The organism is Marinimicrobium sp. LS-A18, assembly GCF_000463525.1.
Lineage (GTDB): Bacteria > Pseudomonadota > Gammaproteobacteria > Pseudomonadales > Cellvibrionaceae > Marinimicrobium > Marinimicrobium koreense.
In genome coordinates this window covers 165,226-186,619 of the sequence record NZ_AWEP01000005.1, presented here as the reverse complement: position 1 = coordinate 186,619, position 21,394 = coordinate 165,226, and the positions used below count along the sequence as shown (strand labels likewise).

Genomic DNA, 21,394 nt, shown 5'->3' with positions numbered 1-21,394 from the left:
GGGGGAGACAATAATGAAGACGATGAAAGGGCCCGCGCTATTCCTGGCCCAGTTCGCCGGCGATGAAGCGCCGTTCAACAGCCTGGAAAACGTATCCAAGTGGGCCGGTGGCCTGGGCTTCAAAGGCATCCAGATTCCGTCCTGGGACAAGCGCCTGTTCGATCTCGAAAAGGCGGCGGAGAGTCTCGATTACTGCCAGGAAGTGAAAGATACCCTGGCACGCTACGGCCTGGAGCTTACCGACCTGTCGACCCACCTGCAGGGTCAGTTGGTAGCCGTACACCCGGTGTACGACGAAATGTTTGATGGCTTTGCCCCGCCGGAGCTGCACGGCAAGCCCGATGAGCGTCAGAAGTGGGCGGTCAACCAGCTGATGCTGGCGGCCAAGGCCAGCAAGAACCTGGGCCTGAAAACCCACGGCACCTTCTCCGGCGCCCTCCTGTGGCCCTTCATGTATCCCTGGCCCCAGCGCCCGGCGGGCCTGGTGGACACCGGCTTCAAAGAGCTGGCCAAGCGCTGGCTGCCGATTCTGGACGCCTTTGACGAGGTGGGTGTGGACCTGTGCTACGAAATTCACCCGGGTGAAGACCTGCACGATGGCGCTACCTTCGAGCGCTTCCTGAAGGAAGTGGACAACCACCCGCGCGCCAACATTCTGTACGATCCCAGCCACCTGGTTCTGCAGAATCTCGACTATATCGGCTTCCTCGAGCGCTACATCGATCGCATCAAGATGTTCCACGTCAAGGACGCCGAGTTCAATCCCAGCGCCCGACAGGGCGTTTACGGCGGTTACGAGGGCTGGGTCGAGCGTGCCGGTCGCTTCCGTTCGCTGGGCGATGGACAGACCGACTTCAAGCGCATCTTCTCGATTCTGACCGCCAACGGTTTCGACGGTTGGGCCGTGATTGAGTGGGAGTGCGCGCTGAAACATCCTGAAGCAGGGGCGGAAGAAGGCGTGAAATTCGTCAATGACCATATCATCCGTGTAACGGAGAAGGCTTTTGACGATTTTGCAGGAGGAGACGCCGATGAAGAAAGTAACCGCCGCATTCTGGGCTTGGGAGGTAAGTAATGGCTGATGCACGAGTTCGCTTAGGCATGGTCGGCGGTGGACAGGGCGCCTTTATTGGCGGTGTTCACCGTATTGCCGCGCGCATTGATGATCGCTATGAACTGGTCGCCGGTGCCCTGTCCTCCAAGCCGGACGTGGCCAAGGCCTCCGCCGATGAGCTGCACATCGCCCCGGATCGTTCCTACGCCTCCTACGAGGAGATGTTCGCCGCTGAGGCCAAGCGTGAGGACGGGATTGAGGCGGTGGCCATTGTCACGCCCAACCATATGCACTTCCCGGTGGCCAAGGCCGCTCTGGAAGCCGGCATCAACGTGATCTGCGACAAGCCGGTCACCCGCACGCTGGAAGAAGCTCTGGAGCTGGAGCAGATCTGCGCCAAGAGCGATGCGTTCTTTGCGTTGACCCACAACTACAGTGCCTACCCGCTGGTGCGCTACGCCCGCGAAATGGTCGAGCGGGGCGATCTGGGTCAGGTTCGCCTGGTGCAGGTGGAATACCCCCAGGAGTGGTTGACCCAGGCTCCGGAGGAAGACAACAAGCAGGCGGCCTGGCGCACGGATCCCAAGCGTTCCGGTAAAGCGGGCTGCCTGGGCGACATCGGCACCCATGCCTTCCAGTTGGCCACCTTCATCTCTCAGCTTGAGCTGGATTCGGTCAGTGCGGACCTCACCGCCTTTGTTCCGGGTCGGGCGGTGGACGATAACGTCCACGCTATGATGCGCTTCAAAGGCGGTGCCAAAGGCATGCTCTGGACCAGTCAGATCGCGCCCGGTTGTGAGAATGGTCTGAAGATCCGCATCTTTGGTGACAAAGCGGGGCTGGAGTGGGCTCAGGAAAAACCCAATGAGCTCTGGCTGACGCCGCTGGCCGGACATCACCAGCGGATTACCCGTCGGGACGACAATATCGACAGTGATATTGCGACCCGCGGTATTCGCATTCCGTTCGGGCACCCGGAGGGCTACCTGGAGGCGTTTGCTACGCTCTACACCGACGTGGCCGATGTTCTGGTGGCCAAGCGCAGGGGCGAACAGCACCCGATCGAATCCTGGATACCCGGTATTGAAACCGGTGTGCTGGGCATGCGGTTTATTGAAGCGGTGCTGAACTCGTCCGAGGCCGATGGCCGCTGGACGCCGCTGGTTTCCTGACGTTCTGTAAAGCAGTAACCAAAGACGGGCGATAGTGCCCGAAACGGTCACGCACCCGCCGGCAACCGCTGGCGGGTGCGTTGATAAAAATAATGAGGATGTGAGTTATGAGTACAGCTACTGTCGATGCCAATGGCATCAATCGTAAGCGGTTATTTGTCGGGGCGTGTATTGCCCTGTTCCCTACCGCGTTTTCCTTCGCCCTGGTGGGCGGTATTCTCGGTCAGTTGAAAACCGAGTTTATTCTGACCAACGCCGATATCGGTATGATCGGCGGCGCCGTGCTGTGGGGGATGGCACTCTCCCTGATTTTCGTTGCACCCTTTCTGGAAAAAATCGGCCTGCGGGTCGCGGCGACAGGGGCGTTTTTCAGTCACCTGATCGGTGTCAGTCTGGTGCTGTCGGCCTACTTCGTATCCGGCTCGCCGAGCGGTTATTGGGTCCTGTTCCTGGGCGCGATCGTCATGGGGATTGGCAACGGCCTGATTGAGGCCACCGGTAATCCGATGACGGCGGCGCTGTACCCTGAGCGCAAAACGGTCAAGCTCAACCACTTCCACGCCTTTTTCCCCGGCGGTATGGTGGTTGGTGCGCTGTTGGGTTTCTTCATGTCGCAGATCGGTGACCTTGGTGCCATCGACCTGGGCCACTGGACCGTTCACATCGGCGTCATGTACATCCCGATTTTCATCTACGGCGCCATGCTGCTGCCGCTCAAGTTCCCCAAGACCGAAACCGCCGAAGCCGGTGTGCCGGTCAAGGAAGTGCTGCTGTATACCATCACCCACCCCATCGTGCTGCTGCTGATCGTCATCAAGATGATCACCCTCTCGCTGGAGCTGGGCCCCATGCGTTGGATTCCGGATGTACTGGAAAATGCCGGCATGCACGGCATGTTGGTATTTGCCTGGTTGACCGGTTTGATGGCGGTACTGCGCTTGTTCGCTGGTCCGGTGGTTGAGCGCCTGGCGCCAACAGGCATGCTGTTCTGCGCTGCGATTCTGACCGGCACCGGTCTGATCCTGTTCTCGATCTTTGAAACCGGTATGGTCAAGCTGCTGTTCGCCGCAACCGTGTTTGCCTTTGGTGTGGCCTTCTTCTTCCCCACCATGGTGGGCTTGATGAGCGAGCGTTTCCCCAAGGCCGGCTCGGTCGGTATCGTGCTGATGATCGGTGCGGGTATGGGGGTCTCCGGTACGCTGCAGGGTCAGATGGGCGTGATTGCCGACCGCTATATGCCTGAGGCGCTGGATGAGCAACGCACGGTTGCCATTCTTGAAGAAGTGGAAGAAACCTTCCCGATGTATCTCGAGCGCGCTGAGCAGGCCTCGGGCGATCTGGACGCACTCTCCGAGCTTGGTTACCTGCCTGCTGACGTTGAGACTGTGATCGAACGCAACCAGATCGCGCTGTCCGACTATCGCGCTGACGGTGAGCTCAACGGCCCTCTGACCGGCAACGCCCTGCGTGCCTTGCTGGACTCGGGCATTCCGGCGGCTGCCGATCTGCAGGCTGAAGCGGGTGCGGTGTTGCGTCCGGCCGACAACTACGGTGGCCGTATGGCGTTCCGTTGGGTTGCGCCGATCGCGTTGATCGTGGCCGCGTTCTTCGCCGGCATGTTCATCTACGACCGCAAGCGCGGCGGCTATCGTGCCGTCAAACTGGATCGGGGTGAGCCGGGTACCGGTGGTGCCTGATCGGATCGCAGATCAGAGCGTTTCACGCTGAATAGAAAGGGGCCCTTCGAGGGCCCCTTTCTTTTTTGGGTGAGGGATCAACGCCGGTCCAGGGCGTTGCGCAAAAAGCCCTTCAGGTAATCAGCCAGCTCCGGCGTCATTTCCCCCAACGCCCGTCGTTGTTCCGGTGATAAGTGCTCCGCCGGGTTGGTTTCGCTGAACAGGTAGTAATCGAAAAACGTCTGCCAGGCCCGGCGCTTTGCCAACGGCAATTGACGGACCGTCAGCAGACCGTGCACCAGAGCCTCAAAGGGTGAGCCGGTGTTTGGTACGCCGGTCTCCCACCAATAATTGATCAGCACATTGAACCTCGCCAGAGATTCCACCTGGTGCCACCACAGGGACGGAATGTAGAGCACATCACCGGGCTCAAGTTCGGCGACGCGCGCCGTGGGCATGGCCTCGGCAAACTTCGGGAAGCGCTCAAGGTCCGGCTGGTAGGGGTCTACCAGACTGATAGGCTGACCGGCGGGGGTAAAGTCGATGGGGCCGACGTACAGGTTGCGCACCTGTTCGGGCGGAAACAGGGTAAAGCGCCGTCGCCCGGCCACGACGCAGGCGAGATTGTCCGAAACATCATAATGGGTGGGGATGGTGGTGCGATTGCCAATCCAGATATTGGGGGGAACCCGCTCGTCCACCAGGTTCATGGTGTTGTCACGCTCCAGTCCCGGCAGGGTGTGTGGGATGGCGGTGGCACCGATATAAAACGCCGGCGGATTGGCATCGTCTTCCATGCGCTGGAGGCGCTGCAGGGCGGTTTCAAAGTGATCTTTACGACGAACAAAATTGAAGCCCTGCAGGTGCTCGTCGTAGGAAAAGCGCCCTCCAATCTCGGGTGCGCCCAAAAACAGCTCGATCGGCTCGCCCCGGCTGAAGCCGACAAGATACTCGCGCAACGCCTGTTGCGACTTGAGGGCGTAAGTGACAGCGGGCCAGTGTTTGGCATAACCGCGCAGAATGGCCGGTTCGAATCGGGGGGCGATCTCCGCCAGAAATTGCGCCGGTGTGACGTTCTGCCATTCGGTCACTGGCGTGGGATTGAGTGCAGGGGGGTACATAAGAGAGAACCGTTGTCCAGATAACGATTCTCTACCTTACGGTCTTTATGACTTTAATGCCAGTGCTGGTCAGCGGGTTGAGCGGTAGGCGAGAATGGCCTGCTCGATTCCGTCCGCGTCCAGGCCCTGGCTGGCCAGCTGTTTTTTCTGGCTGTCGTGTTCGGCGAACTCGTCGCGAAACCCGAGGGGCAGCCAGGGGGTCGCGATGCCCCGGCTGGCCAGGTGCTCCCCCACCGCACTGCCGGCGCCGCCGGCGATGGCGTTTTCCTCAACCGTGACGATCAGGGCGTGACTCTCGGCCATGCGCTCGATCAGCGCGGTATCCAGGGGTTTGACAAAGCGCATGTCACAGACGCTGGCGTCGATCCGCTCCGCCACGGTGAGGGCCGTGGCGAGTGAAGCGCCAAAGTTCAGAATGACCACTTCGCGCCCCTGGCGCAGCTCCCGTCCCTGCCCGATGGGCAGTTCGTTCATCGCCTGCTCAATATCCGTTCCCGGACCTGTGCCTCGTGGGTAGCGTACCGCCGCCGGTCCCTCATGTTTCCAGGCGGTGTACAGCAGTTGGCGACACTCGTTTTCGTCGCTGGGGGCGGCGATCACCATATTGGGAATGCAGCGCAGGTAGGTCAGATCAAAGGAGCCGCCGTGGGTGGGCCCGTCTTCGCCGACCAGTCCGGCCCGGTCGATGGCGAAGGTGACGTCCAGGTTCTGTAGTGCCACATCGTGGATCAGTTGATCGTAGGCGCGCTGGAGGAAGGTGGAGTAAATGGCGACCACCGGCTTCTGGCCCTCACAGGCGAGTCCAGCGGCCAATGTGACGGCGTGTTGCTCGGCAATGGCCACATCGTAGAAGCGCTCCGGGAAACGCTGGGCGAAATCCACCATGCCGGAGCCCTCACACATGGCGGGGGTAATACCAATCAACCGCTCATCCCGCGCTGCCATATCGCACAGCCAGTCGCCAAACACCTTCTGGTACTTGGGGCCGCTGGGTTTGCGGGGGGCCGGTTTGGGCTCCAGCTTGTTCAGGGCATGGTAGCCCACCGGGTCGTCCTCCGCCGGGCCAAACCCTTTGCCCTTGCGGGTGATGATGTGCAGCAGCTTGGGGCCTTTGACTTCGCGTAGATTGCGCAGATAGTGCACCAGGCTGCCCAGGTCGTGGCCATCGATGGGGCCGACGTAGTTGAAGCCCATTTCCTCAAACAGGGTGCCCGGGGACATGAAGCCCTTGAAGTGCTCTTCGGTGCGCCGGGCGAATTCCCAGGCGGAGGGAATCTTGGTGAGTACCTGTTTACTGCCCTCGCGCAGGGAGTTGTAAAACTTGCTGCCCCATACCTTGGATAGGTAGGTGGCCAGCCCGCCCACATTGGGGGAGATCGACATGTTGTTGTCGTTCAGGATGACCAGCAGGTCGGTATCCGTGTGGGCAATGTGGTTGAGCGCCTCGAACGCCATTCCGGCGGTCATGGCGCCGTCGCCGATAATGGCGGCACACTTGCGCTCGCTGCCGGTCATGGCACTGGCCAGCGCCATCCCCTGGGCGGCGCTCAGGGACGTGCTTGAATGGCCCACCCCGAAGGTGTCGTATTCGCTTTCGCCCCGCTTGGGAAATCCGGACAGACCGCCCCCCTGACGAATGGTGCTCATGCGCTCGCGCCGGCCGGTGAGGATTTTGTGGGGGTAGGTCTGGTGGCCCACATCCCATACCAGACGGTCATCCGGGGTGTGATAGACGTAGTGCAGGGCCACTGTCAGCTCCACGACCCCCAGTCCGGCGCCAAAGTGTCCACCGCTTTGTCCCACGCTGTAGAGCAGGTAGGCGCGCAGCTCTTCGGCCAGCGGCTCCAGGTCCCGCTCATTCAGCGCCCGCAGTTGCTCTGGCGAGTCAATCTGGTCGAGCAGGGGCGTGTCCGGGCGGTCTGTGGGAATTTCGTCAAACATGAGTCACGTCGTTATTGGAAAGGGGCCATTGTAGGGGCCAGAAGCCCGTCTGCCTAGCGGGGCGTCAGTGTCCGCGCTCAATAATGTAATGCGCGAGGCTGCGCAGCGCTGTGGCGCTGTCGTCGAACCCGCTCAGGCTGTCGAGGGCCTGAGTGAGCAGTTCCCGGGCTTTGGATTGCGCGCCATCGAGTCCAAGCAGGGACACATAGGTGGGCTTGTCCCGCGCGGTGTCGGCTCCCTGGGGTTTGCCCAGCGTGCTGGTATCGGCGATGACATCCAGAATATCGTCCTGCACCTGAAAGGCCAGGCCGATGGCGCCGGCGTAGTTGTTCAGGGCCTCGCGTTCACCGACCGAGGCGCCGCAGGCGCGGGCCGCCATGGCGACACTGGCGCGAATCAGGGCGCCGGTTTTGTGTTGGTGCATGCGCTCCAGTTGGGCGATGTCCGGGCTCTGGTGAACGGCGCCGAGATCGATGGCCTGGCCCAGAACCATCCCCTGTGCACCGGCGGCCTGAGCCAGGTCGGCAATCAGCGCCACGCGCTGCTCCGCCGACAGGCGGTCGCACCGGGCGAGCACCTCAAAGGCGAGCGTCTGCAGGGCATCACCGGCCAGAATGGCCGTCGCCTCGTCGAAGGCGATGTGGCAACTGGGCTGGCCGCGTCGCAGGTCATCATCGTCCATGGCGGGCAAATCGTCATGAATGAGGCTGTACGCGTGTAAGCATTCCAGGGCAACCGCGACCGTATCCAGAGCCTGGTCGGGTTCGTAGCGCAGCGCCGCGCCCGTGCTGTAGACCAACATGGGGCGGACCCGCTTGCCGCCATTGGCCAGGCTGTAGGCCATGGCTTCGGCCAGTTGCGGGCGCTGAGCATCGGGTTGCGGGAGAAACTGGGTCAAACCCCGGTTGAAGCGTTCACGCCAGGGGCCGGCGAAGGCGTCGAAGTCGGTGCTCATTCACCGTCATCCTCGCCGCCGGGCGTCATCGGCTGAACGCTGATCTGACCCTGCTGTTCCATCAGCACCTGGACCTGCTGTTCCGCCGCGCTCAGGCGCTCCTGGCAATCCCGGGTCAACTGAATCCCGCGCTCAAAGGCTTTCAGGGATTCTTCCAGAGAGAGCTCGCCTTGCTCCATTTGGTTCACCAGCGCTTCCAGGTCGCTCAGTGACTGTTCAAAGTCCACGGACTTCTTTTTCGTGGGCATGGGGCACCTGTCGTTTGGGCCAGGGTCGAGGTGAAGATTTTCCGGCATTGGCCGATAGACTCCTGGCGGGATGTCTGTGGTGATAAAGGGCGCAATTATAAACCGACTGCTGCTAAGATGCAGGTTTTACCGCAGATTCAACACGGCGCAGCCGCCGTTTCAGCTTAGTGTGAGGAGCCACCAGTGGATTTAGCAACCCTCGTAGGGATCATTGGCGCAATTGGTCTGATCATCGCCTCCATGGTGCTGTCCGGCGATCTGATGATATTCGTCAATGCGCCGTCCCTGCTGATTGTGGTCGGGGGCACGGTATTCGCCGTGATGGCCAAGTTCAGTCTGGGGCAGTTCTTCGGTGCCACCAAAGTGGCCGCCAAGAGCTTTGTCTATCGCAGCACGGACCCGGCGGAACTGATCGAGGAGATTGTCGAGCTTGCCGACGCGGCGCGCAAAGGCGGTCTGTTATCCCTGGAAGGTAAGGAGGTCAGCAGCGACTTTCTGCAGAAAGGCATTCAGTTGCTGGTGGACGGCCACGACCCGGAGGTGGTCAAGGCGATGATGTCCAAGGATCGCTACCTGGCGGAGGATCGCCATTTGAAGGGCGCGTCCATTTTCAGCGCACTCGGGGATGTGGCGCCGGCCATGGGCATGATCGGTACCCTGATTGGTCTGGTGGCGATGCTGTCGAATATGGAAGACCCCAAAGCCATCGGTCCGGCCATGGCCATTGCCCTGCTGACCACCCTGTATGGTTCTCTGCTCGCCAACGCCGTGTTTCTGCCCATTTCCGATAAGCTCAAGTTACGTGCGGATGAGGAGGTACTGGTGCAGAGCCTGATCATCGATGCCCTGCTGGCCATTCAGAGCGGCCAGAACCCGCGGGTGATCGATTCCATGCTGCGCACCTACTTGCCCGAGCGGAAGCGGGACGTCGCGGATACGGACGCAGCCTGAGGGGGGAACGGTGATGGATGACGATACGCCCCGGAAAAAACGGCAGCCTGCGGGGCTGCCGGCCTGGATGGCCACCTTCGCGGACCTGATGGCGCTGCTGTTGTGCTTCTTTGTACTACTGCTCTCGTTTTCCGAAATGGACGCTATGAAGTTCAAGCGTTTGGCCGGGTCGCTGGCCCAGGCGTTTGGGGTTCAGACGGAACTGCAGGTCAACGAGGTGCCCAAGGGGACCAGTGTCATTGCCCGAGAATTCAGCCCGGGTAAGCCTGAACCCACCCCGATCAATGAAATTTTCCAGAGCACCGATGACACGACTCAGATGAGCCTGGAGGTCTACTGTGCCGAGGAGTTTGATATCCAGCAGGGTGAGCCGGAATACGAAGACTCGGCGCGCGAGCAGTTGAAGCAACGGCTGGAGGAACTGATCCGGGAAACCGAGCAGGATGCCATGGCCCTGGCGGCGCGCCTGCAGCCGCAGATCACGGCCGGACAGATTGAAATTGAAACCCGTGGGCGTCAGATCATCATCCGGATTCGGGAACAGGGGTCTTTTCGCTCCGGGTCGGCGGAGTTGGCGGAAGATTACTTTGATGTTCTGGACGAAATTCAGGCGGTACTGATGCTCCAGCCGGGGCGAATCAAGGTCCAGGGGCACACCGACAATATTCCCATCAATTCGGCCCGCTTCCGTTCCAATTGGGAGCTTTCGTCGGCTCGGGCGGTATCCGTGGCGCATCAACTGATGCGCGGCGACTATATCGATCAGGACCGCTTCGAGGTGACCGGCTTCGCTGACACCCGGCCTTTGGCGCCGAATGACACCCGGGAAAACCGGGCCAGAAACCGACGGGTCGAGGTGGTGATCCGCCAGGGACTGGAGCAGGAGCTGGACGACGAGGAGCGGGAACTGCTGCAGGATCAGGGGGAAAACATCACCCGGGATATGGATATTTCGCCTGACTATCTGTTTGATCTGGAGCCCGAAGAGATTTTCTGATCCTGCGGTTTGTGAGATATCTCGCACAAACCTTTCCGACATTCGCCACTATTGCCCGACCGGCAGGTGGCGCATAATCTCTTTTAACGGATACAGGCACTGGACGCAGGGCAACGGAACTGAAAGGACGCGCGCCACCAGGCCCGGGACGGGCCCCATCCTGTAAGTAGCTGGCAACCCCCGCGATAACCCCCTTATCGCGGGGGTTTCTTTTTGTGGGCGACACAAACCGGGCAGACTGATCCGGCGTCAATAAAAAGTGTGGAAGTTTTGACATAATGGCGTCATAGTAAGGCTATACGGTATCGGTACGACGTCAATCGCCGGTACGCCCCGGACGCTGGCGGCTTCTTTGCCGCAGTCAGTCGGCCGCCCAGAGCGCACCGAGCGACCCCTGGAGGTGTCGATGGAAGCGCGTATTTTGCGACTGAATATTGCCGGCCAGCCTATCGAGTGGCTGCACTGGAAAGACGCGGTCTGCCTGTATGCGCGTGATCTGGTGCAGTGGACCCTCGGCGGGCACGTCCGGCGTGTCTACGGTGGCCATTCCCGCCTGACCGGGTTGCGCACCCAGATTGACCTGCCGGCCATTATCGCCTGTGGCGGCAACCGCCTCGCCCGCATGCGCCTCGTCCCGCCGCTCACCAATGCCGCCCTCTTTGCTCGAGACCACCACCAGTGCCTTTACTGTGGCCGCTGGTTTACCGCGGACCACCTCTCCCGGGATCACGTGCACCCGATCAGCCGCGGTGGCCGGGACCGCTGGAATAACGTGGTCACCGCCTGCAAGCGCTGCAACCAGCATAAAGGCAACCACCTGCTGTCTGAAATCGGTATGGAGCTGCTTGCCCTGCCATTCTGCCCCAACACCGCCGAGTACCTGGCGCTGATCAACAGCGACCGGATTCGCGGTGACCAGATGGAGTTTCTGCGCCCCCAGTTTTCCCGTCGCCGGGACTGGGCTGGCCTGGACTCCTGAAGCCCTGCCCCCACTGAACCTTGGGTTCAGCGAAAGCGGGTCAGCAAGTCCCGCAACCGCTCGGACAACAGCTCCAGAGACTGACCGGCGTTGGCCGCGTCCTGACTGCGCTGTGTGCTGCGTTCCGCCGCGGACAGTATTTCTTCAATGGCCCGATTGATCTGCTCAGCGGCCCGCCTCTGATCCTGGGTGGCGGTCACTATCCCCCGGTTGATGGTCTGCAGTGACTCGGTAGCCGCCTCGGTCCGGCGAATCACCGCCAGCACATTCGAGTTGTTGTCGAGGCACTGGGTCAACTGCTCCTCGCTGCTTTCAATCGCTGTCACGGCCTGCTCACTGCGGCGCTGCAGCTGTTCAATGATTTGACCGATTTCTCGGGTTGAGTCCTGGGTCTGTCGGGCCAGGGTGCGTACTTCATCGGCGACGACGGCAAAGCCCCGACCATGCTCGCCGGCGCGGGCGGCCTCAATGGCCGCATTGAGCGCAAGCAGGTTAGTCTGTTCCGCCACCGCCCGAATCACATCGAGGACCCGACCGATATCCCGGGATTCGTCATTGAGCGAGTTGATCACCGTTACCGCTTCGCGGATTTCATCGCTCAGGGCGGCAAAGGCCTGGGCATTGCGCTCGCTGGCCTGCAGCGCCTGAACCGAGTCGTCGGCCACCTGGGCGGTGGTATCCAGGCCGTTTTCGGCGCTGGCGGTCAGGGCGCCGGCGGTCTGGGATAGCTCCTCGGTGGCGCTGGCCACATCGTTGATCTGTTCGCGCTGCTGGTTCAGCTCACCGCTGATGGCCATGGTGCTCTCGTTCAGTTGCTGCCCGTGGTGGTACAGCTGCTCACTGACCGTGCGGCTCTGCTCGACCAGTTGACGCAGGGTGTCGATAAAACCGTTGTAACGCTCCAGGGTTTCTCCTTCCCCCGAGGTTGCCTCACTCAGATCGATATGCCCGGCGTGGGTGGCGCGGCGGATCGAGTGAACAAGTTCCAGCCCCTGGGCCGCATCGCGGCGGGCGTGCAGCGAGAGCCAGATCAGGGCCGCCGCCTCCAGCACCACGTAGAGCGCGTGCAGCCAGATGACCCACCACTGTCCGTCGGCATCGGGCAGGACCCAGACGGTTGCGCCCCGGTCCTGGAGTGCAAACAGGCCCAGGTGGTGCACGGCGATCGTGAGCGCCGCCGCCACAATCGGTACCCAGTCCCGGTAGTAGAGCAGTGCCGCCATGAAGGCAAAGATGCCGAAATGGAACTCGATCATCCCGTGGGCCTGGTGAATATGCAGCGCCGAATAGACCATCAGGCTGGCCCCCAGGGCGATCCGGGTCACCACCTGCCCGGCGGCGAGCCGGACCAGCAGGAAGGTCGCCACAAGGGTGCTGCCTCCGATGACCAGCGCGGCACCCCAGGTGTCATACCACAGGGCGATGATCAGACTGGCGACGAACAGCATCGCACCCAGGCGGAACATGATCCGGTCGGCCCGCTGGTAATGTTCGTGCAACAGGTCGTCTGAGGTGATGGCTGTGGTGTTGGTAGGACTCGTGGTGATGGACATGGTCACGCTCGAAAAAAGGGCCTGAAAGGTCAGGGTTGCCAGGTGCAGAAGCACCCGATTGATTCGCGGTTCAGCCAACGTGGGTTATTGCCGGTCTGCAACTGCCCCATGACCCGCGCGACCAGATCGTCCCCCTGGCCACAGAACGCGCCCTCACTGTGCGGGCCAACATAGGCCAGCTCCCCGTGCCCGTCCCAGATGGCAACGGCGGGGCTGGCGGGGATCCAGTCAAACGCCCCCGCCTGTGGGTCTGTCGCATAAATACGCATTGTGCGCACCCCTGGATCAAGGCCCGCGTCGACAGCTTCGATGTGCGGTTCCGCAAAGCGGGTGCAGGGGCAACCGGCATCCACAAAATGCACCACCAGCGGAGCGCCCGTCGACAGGGGGCCCGAGGGTGCAGGTCGGCTCATCAGATCAAAGCTGGCGTGCTGATTTTCAAAGCGCCGTTGCCACTGCCACTCGAAATACCAAAACCCATAGGCGGTCACACCCAGCCAGAGCAGGGTGATGGTAGCGGCCAGCCAGTGGCGTCGAAGTAATGGAGAAAGGCGGTCAAACGGCAAGTGAGGCGCTCACTCAAATGGGGCAAAGCGCCATATTAGCAGGGGGTAATAAAAGGTGATAGTCAGAGCATTGCGATAGATCAAAAAGGCCCTATTCAGGCTCAGTCGATAATCTCCTGCCCGCGATACATCCGCTTGGTGCGCTCTCGTGGGGCGTCGGGATTCTCTTTGGGAGGCGCTTCTTCCAGGGTGACCTGGCCTCGGTACACTTTGGTGACCTTGCGCGGCCGGGCGGCGGCCTCGGCTTCCTCGGCGTCCTGTTGAGCATCGTTCAGGGCGTGGTCCCAGGGGTCTCCGGCCAGTTGGAGCAGTTCTTTGATAAGCGTCTGACAGATGACATCTTTGCTGTGCCGATGGTGGCTGACCAGTTCGTCCAGGAGTTCCGGGTTGGCGAGTTTGACGGAAGGTTTCAGATCGGCGGGCACGCGCCGGCGAATCTCAAACACCAGTTCAATCATGGGTTTGGTGTACTGCATTCCGGTCTCCGGTCGTAGTGACGTGTGGGGCGATCAGGAATGCTGCAAAAAGCTGGCCATGGTGGGGCTTTTACTGCTTTGGTTTTGGTGTTTTTCGGAAAGTCCGGTCCGGTGTGGGGTAAACCATTCCAAGACCGTAGAGCGGGGGACCCGCGATCCGAGCCCCCAGGGATGGGTTTACGGCGTGTCTTGGAATGGTTCACCCCGCACCGGGCCGGGCGCGACGAACCACCTTGCATCATTATTCAGTGCAGTGCATTAAAATGGTGCAGGCAGTTCAGTATTGCTGCTCGGGCGTTTCAATCCGGGCATAAATCTCGCTGCTGCCGTCGGTCTTCAGCAACAACACATCGTACGGGTCAAAACGCTCGCCCATCTCCATGCCCGGACTGCCTACCGGCATGCGCGGTACGGCCAGGCCCAGCGCGTTTTCCGGTGGGCTGTTCAGAAACTGGCGGACCAGCTTGGCCGGAACGTGACCCTCGAAAATATAGCCCTCCTCAGAGACACCGGTATGGCAGGAGGCGTACTCGGGAGCGATGCCCAATTGTGCCTTGATGGTCGCCATCCGGCTCGGATGCTCAATGGCCGCCTCAAAGCCCCCACCCTCCATGTGGGTGATCCAGTCTTCACAGCAGCCGCAGGTCGGGCTCTTGTAGACCGTCAGCCCAGTCGTTGCAGCGGAATTCTGCGCGACCGACGTGCTGTCGGAGCTGGCGCTCGATTCTGTCTCCGGAGACTCTCCGCAACCGGTCAGGGCGAGCGTCAGGGCGAAGGCGCCGGCCAAGTGTTTGAACATGTCAGTCATCCAGTCGGTGGTCCATAGTGCGTGACGGCTGCTGGCAGCGGCTGTCACCGATGATCTGGGCCGGCACACCGGCGGCGATTTTGCGACAGGGAACGGACTTGAGCACCACGCTGCCCGCACCGACCGTGGCGCACTCGCCGATCTCGATATTGCCGAGGATCTTGGCCCCGGCACCGATCAACACGCCTCTGCGGACCTTGGGATGGCGGTCGCCGCTCTCTTTCCCGGTGCCGCCGAGGGTGACCGACTGCATGATGGAGACATTGTCCTCCACCACCGCCGTTTCGCCGATGACGATGCCCGTGGCGTGATCAAACATGATGCCCCGGCCGATACGGGCCGCCGGGTGAATGTCCACCGCAAACACCACAGAAATGCGGTTCTGCAGAAACAGCGCCAAGGCTTCCCGGCCGTGCTGCCAAAGCCAGTGCGCGACCCGGTAAGCCTGGAGCGCATGAAACCCTTTGAAGTACAGGAACGGTGTGCTCGAGGAGTCGCAGGCGGAGTCCCGCTCGTTGATGGCCAGCAGGTCGGCCCGCACCGCCTCGCCAATACCCGGGTCGTCCGCCAGTGCCCGCTCAATGACCTCGCGCATCAGCATCGCCGGCATCGCCGGGCTGTCCAGCTTGTTGGCCAGGTGGAAACTGAGGGCGGCTTCCAGCGTTTCGTGGTTGAGGATGGTGGTGTGCAGAAAGCTTGCCAGTACCGGCTCGGACTCCGCCTGGGCGCGGGTCTGTCGGCGAATGTCTTCCCATACGGGGTCACTGCTGACGGGGGCGAGTTGGGCGGTCATGGGCCATCCTGTAGAGTGTCGGGTGCATTACAGAGTATTGTTGGGTCATTATTGGGCTTGGGCGCGGAGATTTCCACCCCCGCTACCATACAACTAATGCAAATTAAGGCAGGAAGGACACAATGGGCAAATGGCACGCTCACCATATTCTCTGGCTCTCGCTGGCGGCGGCGCTGGCGACCATGGGGCTGAAGGCCCTGGCGTGGCAACTGACAGGTTCGGTAGGATATCTGTCAGATGCGCTGGAGTCCGTGGTCAATCTCCTGGGAGCCGGGTTTGCCCTGACGATGTTTCAATACGCGCGCCGGCCGCCGGATGACGGTCATCCCTTTGGGCACGGCAAGGCCGAGTATTTTGCAGCGGCCTTTGAAGGGGGCATGATCTTCCTGGCCGCACTCGCCATTCTGGTGGCGGCGGGGGAGCGACTACTGAATCCTGAGGCTCTCCAGGCCCTGAATCTGGGTACAGGGCTGTCGGTGGGAGCCGCGCTGATCAACCTGGCGGTGGCCCGCCTGCTGCTACGCTACGGTCGCGCACTGCGTTCGCCGGCGCTTGAAGGTGACGGACGGCATTTGATGACCGACGTCTGGACGACTGTCGGGGTGGTGCTGGGCGTCGGGCTGGCCAAGTGGACTGGCTTGCTGTGGCTCGACCCCGTCGTGGCGATTGCTGTGGCGCTGCATATTCTTCATGAGGGCTGGCAGCTGCTGGCCAAGTCCGCCAACGGGTTGATGGATCGGGCCCTGAGCCCCGGAACCCTGACAAAGCTTGAGCAAGCACTGCAAACCATGACCCCGGAAAGTTGTGGCTTTCACCGGCTGCGCACCCGGGCCTCTGGCGCCCAGCAGTTCGCCGAAGTGGACCTGCAGGTGCCCGGCGACTGGACCGTGCGCCGGGCCCACGACCTGGCCGATGCGGCGGAGCACCGACTGGCGGAGTTGGGGGTGGTGGCGACCGTCCATATCGAGCCGGTGGGCAGCCACGGCACCGATGCCCGGCAGCATTGAGGCGGATTACCGGTGGGCGCTATCGGCGGACGCCCGCACCTCGTTGGCCAGCGTCTGCAGCGGCCGGGAGTGAAACTCTCGCCGATAAAGAACGGCCACGGTCAGCGTCGCCGCCAGAATGAACAGCCAGGTATTGAACAGCCAGGGCAGCACCGAAAGCGAAAAGTAATAGGCGCGCAGGCCGTAGTTGTAACTGTGCCCCGCCTGATCAATGACTTTCGCACTGGTGGTGGCATAGCTGGCCCGCTCTTCCTCGGTGATGTCGGTGTCGTTCGCCAGTGGCGCGGCCCCCAGCAGAATGGAGCTGAAGCCATACTGGCGCACCGCCCAGGTCAGGGTGAAAAACGCGTACACATAAATGGCCAGCAATAACAGAATCTTGAACTGCAGTTGTCGGGAGGTCATGTCCCGGTTAAAAAACGGCAGGGCGGTCAGGGTTTCGTGAACCTGTTCAATGGACGCCAGAACGGTAATCAGGCCGGCAATCACGAAGATCGAGGTTGAGGCCAGAAACGTGGTCTGTCGTTCAAGCCCCGCAATCAGCGCGGTATCGCCAATGCGGTTGTCCCGCCGCAGCATCGAATGCATCCAGCGTTTGCGGTAGATCTGCAGCACGGAGGACAGGCTATAGGACACCCGAGCACGGTGTCGGGCGAAACTGGCATAGCCAATCCACACGGCAAAAAACCAGGTGACGGCCAGCAGGTTCAGCCAATTATGTGCAGTCATTGTCAAAAGGGGCCTCGCGGTAGTGGCTCAATCATACTTCAAAGATAGCTCGAAAACAGCCAGAAAAACGCATCGCGCAATCGCTGCCAGAGGGGGCGTTGATCCAGCTCGGCCAAGGTGATCCGCCGGCTTCGCGCTGTCGCCTCGTCGAGATGGGCGTGCAGTTGTTGAGTGAGCTCCGGATCAAACCACTCTACGCCCAGCTCAAAATTCAGGCGTAGGCTGCGGGCGTCGAGGTTGGCGGAACCGGTCATGGCGTAAGCATCGTCGACCAGAATCAGTTTGCTGTGGGCGAACGGCGCCGCTTTATAAAAGACGTCCATATCCCACAGTAACAGCTCCCAGAGCATGTTCCGGGTCGCCCAGTCGACAAAGCGCAGGTTGCTGCGCTCGGGCAGAATGACTTCCACTTTGACCCCCCGCAACACGGCGGCCTGCAATGTGGCCACCATTTCGTGGTTGGGAAGAAAGTAGGGCACCATGATCCGGATGCGCTCCCGGGCCGCCGTAAATACCCCGATCAGGGTCATCGACAGGTGGTTGAGGTTGTCGTGGGGGCCGTCGTCAATCAGGCGGCAGACGCTGCGGCCCACTGTGGGACAGGGCAGCTCGGTCAGCGCGGGCTTCTGGCCGGTCACCAGATCCCAGTCGTGGCAGAACAGATGGGTCAACTCGGCCACCAATGGCCCGTTCACCCGGAAGTGGACATCCTCGGTGGGGTGGCGGTTGTCGGGGTTGGCCACCATATGCCGATCATCGATATTGATGCCACCGAAAAAGCCGACCTGTTGATCCACTACCGCAATTTTGCGGTGATTGCGCAGGTTGATATCCAGCGAGGGTGGCAGCAGCGAGGGCGGTGTGAACAGTGCCACACTGACGTCGGCCCGGCGCAGCGCGCGAATGGCGATGCGCCACGAATAGCTGGTACCGATCCCGTCCGCGAGCACATAGACGGCAACACCTCGCGCCTTGGCCCGGATCAGGGCATCAATCACCGCTCGGGCCTCACCCCGGTGTCCGAACAGATAGGTGGACAGCAGAATCCAGTGACGGGCCTCTTCAATTGATCGAAGTAGCTCGGGGAAGAAGGCCTCACCATTGATCAGAATATTGGCCTGGTTGCCTGGCAGCAAGGGCTGTCCGGTGGCCCGGCTCCCCACCCGGGCCAGATCCGGGTTGGGTAAAGTGGCGATCAGCGGATCGGGGTTGAGCAGCAGGGGCGGGCTGGTGCGGTCGTAACCAAAGAACATTACCGGCAGGTGGTGGCCGGTGAATACCTGGGCTTTGGTGCGCAACCGGTTGATCCCGAAGAGGAAGTAGAGCAGCGGCCCGGCGACGGGAAAGAGCAGAATGACCCCGATCCACCCGAGGGCCGCGCGGTGATCCCGCTTGTAAATCAGGGCGTGCACGGCGGCGATGGGCATCACGACCAGATGGAAAAGCGCAATTATCCAATAGAGCATAGGCGGTCCGTTGGGCGTCCGGGGGTATACTGTCCTGTGCCTATGCTACCGCATTGGCCGCAGAATAAAATGACACGCTTGGGCGCCATTGGCCTGCCCGGAACAACAGGAGGAAATGATTGATGTCCGCCCCCCTCTGGATCAGTCACCGCGGCCTGTGCGAACGGGCCACGGAAAACACGGCCAATGCCTTTCGGGCAGCGTTGGATGCCGGGTTTTCCCATCTGGAAACCGACCTGCGCAGCACCGCGGACGGGCATCTGGTGCTTGCCCACGATGAAGACCTGAGCCGGGTTGCCGGGCATCCACTGAAAGTCACCGAAGCGACCCGCCGGGAGCTTGAGCAGGTTCGGCTGAAGGGAGGGGAACCACTGTTGTTTTTTGACCAGTGGCTGGAGGAGTTCGGACAGCACCACTGGATTCTCGACATCAAGCCCGAATACGGTGAGCGGACCCTGGCCCTGTTGTTGGCGCAGTGGCGGGGCGAGGGTCAGGCGCTGTTGAGCGGCCGCGCCCGATTCCTGTTCTGGGACCCCCGTCAGCAACAACTGCTGTTGGACGAACAGCCCGAGATCGAGTGTATGGCGCCCATGCCCGAGTGTCGACGCGCCGGACTGGCCTGCGCGGCGGGGCTGCCGCCTCTGGCGGGTATTCAGCCCGGCGCCACTTACTCGCTGCCACCCAAGCTGGCTGGTGTGCGCCTGTTGCGCCCGGCCATGGTGGAGCGCTATCGCCGCCGGCAGGGGCGGGTACTGGCCTTTCTTCCGGAGAGTGGGCGGGAGGTCGACTGGGCGCTGGAGTCCGGGGTCGACGAGGTGTTGACCAACTATCGCCCTGGATGAGTGGCTGGCCCGCCCGGAGCGGGACAGCGGCCACCGCTTCTGTTAAGGTTCCGCCTCGGCGCGCTGACCGCGCCGGGTCATGAAAGGAGCAGACAATGAATAATTCACACAGGAACCTGAAGGATGATTTTGCCGAACTCACCCGGCATCTCCCTCGCCTTCCGGGAATCGGATTGGGCCTGCTGATTCCCCTCGCCCTTCTCATCCTCTGGGGCGGCTTTACCAGTTTTTACACTGTTCAGCCTGAGCAGCAGGCAGTGGTCAAGCGCTTTGGTGCAGTGGTGGCGATCACCGATCCGGGTCTGCACTTCAAACTTCCCTTTGGAATCGACAGAATACAACGTGTCGCCTCGGCCCGGGTGCTCAAGCAGGAGTTCGGCTTTCGTACTGTCGGCCAGCGGGGCAATGAGGCCAGTCGTTATTCCAGCCAGGATTTTACCGGCGAGTCGGCGATGCTGACCGGCGATCTCAATGTGATCAACGTCGAGTGGGTGGTGCAATACCGGATTCAGGATCCGATCAAGTACCTGTACCAACAGCGCGAGCCGGACACCACGCTGCGGGACATTTCCGAATCGGTCATGCGTCGGGTGGTGGGTAATCGCCTGGGCTCGGAAGTGCTGACGGTCGGGCGGGTGGAAATTGCCCAACTGGCGCGCAAAGAGATTCAGGAAATCATGGATCGCTACGATTCCGGGTTGCACATCATTACCGTCGAGCTGCAGGACGTGGTTCCGCCCCAGGCGGTGCGCCCCGCGTTTAACGAAGTGAACGAAGCCCGGCAGGAACGCGAACGGATGATCAACGAAGCCACCAAGCGCGCCAACCAGCAAATTCCCCGCGCCGAAGGTGAAGCGCAGCGTCTGATCGCTGAGGCTGAAGGCTATGCCACCGAGCGGGTCAACCGAGCCTACGGGGAAACCGCCCGCTTCCGCGCCATGCTGGAGGAATACCAGAACGTGCCCGAAGTCACCCGCTCGCGTCTGTATCTGGAAGCCATGGGAGACTTGTTGCCCAAGGTAGGCCAGGTATTGATGGTTCAGGACGATCAGGTCGGCCCCTTGCCCCTGATGAACATTCGCGACGCGCGCCAGGAGGCCAAATAATGAAAGGTGGAATTTTTGCAATCATTCTGGCGGCGGTTGCCGTTACCGTATTTTCGTCGGCCTACGTGGTAGATGAAGCTGAGCAGGCCATCATCGTTCAGTTTGGTGAGCCCCAGGGCGATGTGGTCAGCGAGCCCGGCCTGCACTGGAAGCTGCCCTTCATACAGGAGGTGCGTCGGTTCGATCGGCGGCTGTTGATCTGGGACGGTGACGTTACCCAGATTCCGACTCTCGGACGGGAATTCATTCAGGTGGATACCACCGCCCGTTGGCGCATTACCGATCCGCTACAGTTCCTGCGTAGCGTGCGCGACGAGCGTGGCGGTCGAAACCGTCTGGATGACATTGTCGATTCGGTGGTGCGGGATATTGTCTCGGGTACCGAGCTCGAAGAGATTGTCCGCTCCGGTGACTGGAATGTGGACGTGGATGATCTCGATGAAGTCGAACAGGATCGGGACGATGTGGCCCTGACCAAGCGGCCGAAACTGGGGCGGGAAAAACTCGAGGCGGAAATTCTCAAAAGCGCCGCCAAGATGACCCCGAGTCTGGGGATAGAACTGATCGATGTGCGTATCAAGCGTCTGAACTACATCGATTCGGTGCGCCGCCAGGTGGAGAATCGCATGATTTCCGAGCGCCAGGCCATCGCCGAGCGTTTCCGTGCCGAGGGGCAGGGGCGCAGCCTGGAAATTACCGGTGAAATGGAGCGTGAGCTGCGCCGGATCAATTCCGAGGCGGCGCGTACCGCGGAGGAAATTCGCGGTGACGCCGATGCCGAAGCGATCAAAATCTACGGTGAGGCCTTTGGGGCGGACCCGGAGTTTTACGCGTTCCTGCGCACGCTGGAAACCTACTCCACGTTGGGCGATAACACCACCCTGATGATTCGGGCGGACTCAGACTTCTTCCGCTACCTGGAAAGCAAGGAGCGCTAAGCACGCTCAAGTTTTT

Annotated in this window: 21 protein-coding genes; 10 read left to right on the top strand and 11 right to left on the bottom strand. The window is 61.3% G+C overall.

The genetic code is table 11. The features are described from left to right. Positions 1 to 13: 13 nt before the first annotated feature. The 3 genes from N645_RS0108715 (at position 14) to N645_RS16830 (ending at position 3,923) form a co-directional block, all read left to right on the top strand. A complete protein-coding gene (locus tag N645_RS0108715) occupies positions 14 to 1,075 on the top strand; it encodes a sugar phosphate isomerase/epimerase (protein ID WP_024461123.1) in 1,062 nt (353 codons plus the stop codon). Further along, positions 1,075 to 2,226, top strand: coding sequence for a Gfo/Idh/MocA family protein (locus N645_RS0108710; RefSeq protein WP_024461122.1), 1,152 nt, complete (start codon positions 1,075 to 1,077; stop codon positions 2,224 to 2,226). The genes N645_RS0108715 and N645_RS0108710 overlap by 1 nt, the downstream gene beginning before the upstream one ends. A 107-nt stretch (positions 2,227 to 2,333) precedes the next feature. Further along, entirely contained in the window at positions 2,334 to 3,923 is a 1,590-nt protein-coding gene (locus tag N645_RS16830; RefSeq protein WP_024461121.1) for a sugar MFS transporter, read from the top strand. Positions 3,924 to 4,000: 77 nt separating this feature from the next. On the opposite strand, the gene N645_RS0108700 is transcribed toward N645_RS16830, so the two are convergent. The 4 genes from N645_RS0108700 to N645_RS0108685 form a co-directional block, all read right to left on the bottom strand. Further along, entirely contained in the window at positions 4,001 to 5,023 is a 1,023-nt protein-coding gene (locus tag N645_RS0108700; RefSeq protein WP_024461120.1) for a cupin-like domain-containing protein, read from the bottom strand. A gap of 69 nt (positions 5,024 to 5,092) precedes the next feature. Beyond that, positions 5,093 to 6,964: a 1-deoxy-D-xylulose-5-phosphate synthase gene (gene dxs, locus N645_RS16825; RefSeq protein ID WP_036160721.1), complete on the bottom strand. Its 1,872-nt coding sequence runs from the start codon at positions 6,962 to 6,964 to the stop codon at positions 5,093 to 5,095. Between the two features lie 64 nt (positions 6,965 to 7,028). Then, on the bottom strand, positions 7,029 to 7,919 hold the full coding sequence (gene ispA / locus N645_RS0108690; RefSeq protein WP_024461119.1) for a (2E,6E)-farnesyl diphosphate synthase: 891 nt from the start codon (positions 7,917 to 7,919) through the stop codon (positions 7,029 to 7,031). Beyond that, positions 7,916 to 8,167, bottom strand: coding sequence for an exodeoxyribonuclease VII small subunit (locus tag N645_RS0108685; protein ID WP_024461118.1), 252 nt, complete (start codon positions 8,165 to 8,167; stop codon positions 7,916 to 7,918). The genes ispA and N645_RS0108685 overlap by 4 nt, the downstream gene beginning before the upstream one ends. A 183-nt stretch (positions 8,168 to 8,350) precedes the next feature. On the opposite strand from N645_RS0108685, the gene pomA reads away from it, so the two are divergent. From pomA to N645_RS0108670, 3 genes are all read left to right on the top strand, one after another. Continuing rightward, the gene (gene pomA, locus N645_RS0108680) at positions 8,351 to 9,118 is read left to right on the top strand and encodes a flagellar motor protein PomA (protein WP_024461117.1); all 768 of its coding nucleotides are present in this window, start codon (positions 8,351 to 8,353) and stop codon (positions 9,116 to 9,118) included. Positions 9,119 to 9,131: 13 nt separating this feature from the next. Next, entirely contained in the window at positions 9,132 to 10,115 is a 984-nt protein-coding gene (locus N645_RS0108675; RefSeq protein WP_024461116.1) for a MotB family protein, read from the top strand. A gap of 406 nt (positions 10,116 to 10,521) precedes the next feature. Beyond that, positions 10,522 to 11,094 carry an HNH endonuclease gene (locus N645_RS0108670; protein ID WP_024461115.1) on the top strand — a complete coding sequence of 191 codons (573 nt, stop codon included), beginning with the start codon at positions 10,522 to 10,524 and terminating at the stop codon, positions 11,092 to 11,094. A gap of 26 nt (positions 11,095 to 11,120) precedes the next feature. On the opposite strand, the gene N645_RS18160 is transcribed toward N645_RS0108670, so the two are convergent. The 5 genes from N645_RS18160 to cysE all read right to left on the bottom strand — a co-directional run bounded on the left by N645_RS18160 (position 11,121) and on the right by cysE (position 15,290). Then, positions 11,121 to 12,647 (bottom strand): methyl-accepting chemotaxis protein, encoded by a 1,527-nt coding sequence (locus N645_RS18160; RefSeq protein ID WP_193744959.1) that lies wholly within the window; start codon positions 12,645 to 12,647, stop codon positions 11,121 to 11,123. A gap of 29 nt (positions 12,648 to 12,676) precedes the next feature. Continuing rightward, on the bottom strand, positions 12,677 to 13,213 hold the full coding sequence (locus N645_RS0108660; protein ID WP_024461113.1) for a DUF6436 domain-containing protein: 537 nt from the start codon (positions 13,211 to 13,213) through the stop codon (positions 12,677 to 12,679). A gap of 101 nt (positions 13,214 to 13,314) precedes the next feature. Continuing rightward, complete coding sequence (locus N645_RS0108655) at positions 13,315 to 13,689, bottom strand: hypothetical protein (RefSeq protein ID WP_024461112.1); 375 nt, start codon at positions 13,687 to 13,689, stop codon at positions 13,315 to 13,317. A 277-nt stretch (positions 13,690 to 13,966) separates the two neighbouring features. Further along, on the bottom strand, positions 13,967 to 14,488 hold the full coding sequence (locus tag N645_RS0108650; RefSeq protein ID WP_024461111.1) for a DUF411 domain-containing protein: 522 nt from the start codon (positions 14,486 to 14,488) through the stop codon (positions 13,967 to 13,969). 1 nt (position 14,489) lies between these two features. Beyond that, positions 14,490 to 15,290 (bottom strand): serine O-acetyltransferase, encoded by an 801-nt coding sequence (gene cysE / locus N645_RS0108645; RefSeq protein WP_024461110.1) that lies wholly within the window; start codon positions 15,288 to 15,290, stop codon positions 14,490 to 14,492. Between the two features lie 122 nt (positions 15,291 to 15,412). Between cysE and N645_RS0108640 the strand changes: the two genes are divergently transcribed. Further along, positions 15,413 to 16,297, top strand: coding sequence for a cation diffusion facilitator family transporter (locus tag N645_RS0108640; protein ID WP_024461109.1), 885 nt, complete (start codon positions 15,413 to 15,415; stop codon positions 16,295 to 16,297). 6 nt (positions 16,298 to 16,303) lie between these two features. Here N645_RS0108640 and N645_RS0108635 read toward each other — a convergent pair whose 3' ends face one another. Beyond that, on the bottom strand, positions 16,304 to 17,026 hold the full coding sequence (locus N645_RS0108635) for a DUF599 domain-containing protein (protein ID WP_024461108.1): 723 nt from the start codon (positions 17,024 to 17,026) through the stop codon (positions 16,304 to 16,306). 38 nt (positions 17,027 to 17,064) lie between these two features. Then, complete coding sequence (locus N645_RS0108630) at positions 17,065 to 18,492, bottom strand: phospholipase D-like domain-containing protein (RefSeq protein ID WP_024461107.1); 1,428 nt, start codon at positions 18,490 to 18,492, stop codon at positions 17,065 to 17,067. A gap of 122 nt (positions 18,493 to 18,614) precedes the next feature. Here N645_RS0108630 and N645_RS17450 point away from each other — a divergent pair, with 122 nt between their 5' ends. From N645_RS17450 to hflC, 3 genes are all read left to right on the top strand, one after another. Continuing rightward, positions 18,615 to 19,334, top strand: coding sequence for a glycerophosphodiester phosphodiesterase family protein (locus tag N645_RS17450; protein WP_024461106.1), 720 nt, complete (start codon positions 18,615 to 18,617; stop codon positions 19,332 to 19,334). Positions 19,335 to 19,429: 95 nt separating this feature from the next. After that, the gene (gene hflK / locus N645_RS0108620) at positions 19,430 to 20,440 is read left to right on the top strand and encodes an FtsH protease activity modulator HflK (protein WP_024461105.1); all 1,011 of its coding nucleotides are present in this window, start codon (positions 19,430 to 19,432) and stop codon (positions 20,438 to 20,440) included. After that, entirely contained in the window at positions 20,440 to 21,378 is a 939-nt protein-coding gene (gene hflC, locus N645_RS0108615; RefSeq protein ID WP_024461104.1) for a protease modulator HflC, read from the top strand. The genes hflK and hflC overlap by 1 nt, the downstream gene beginning before the upstream one ends. Positions 21,379 to 21,394 lie beyond the last annotated feature (16 nt).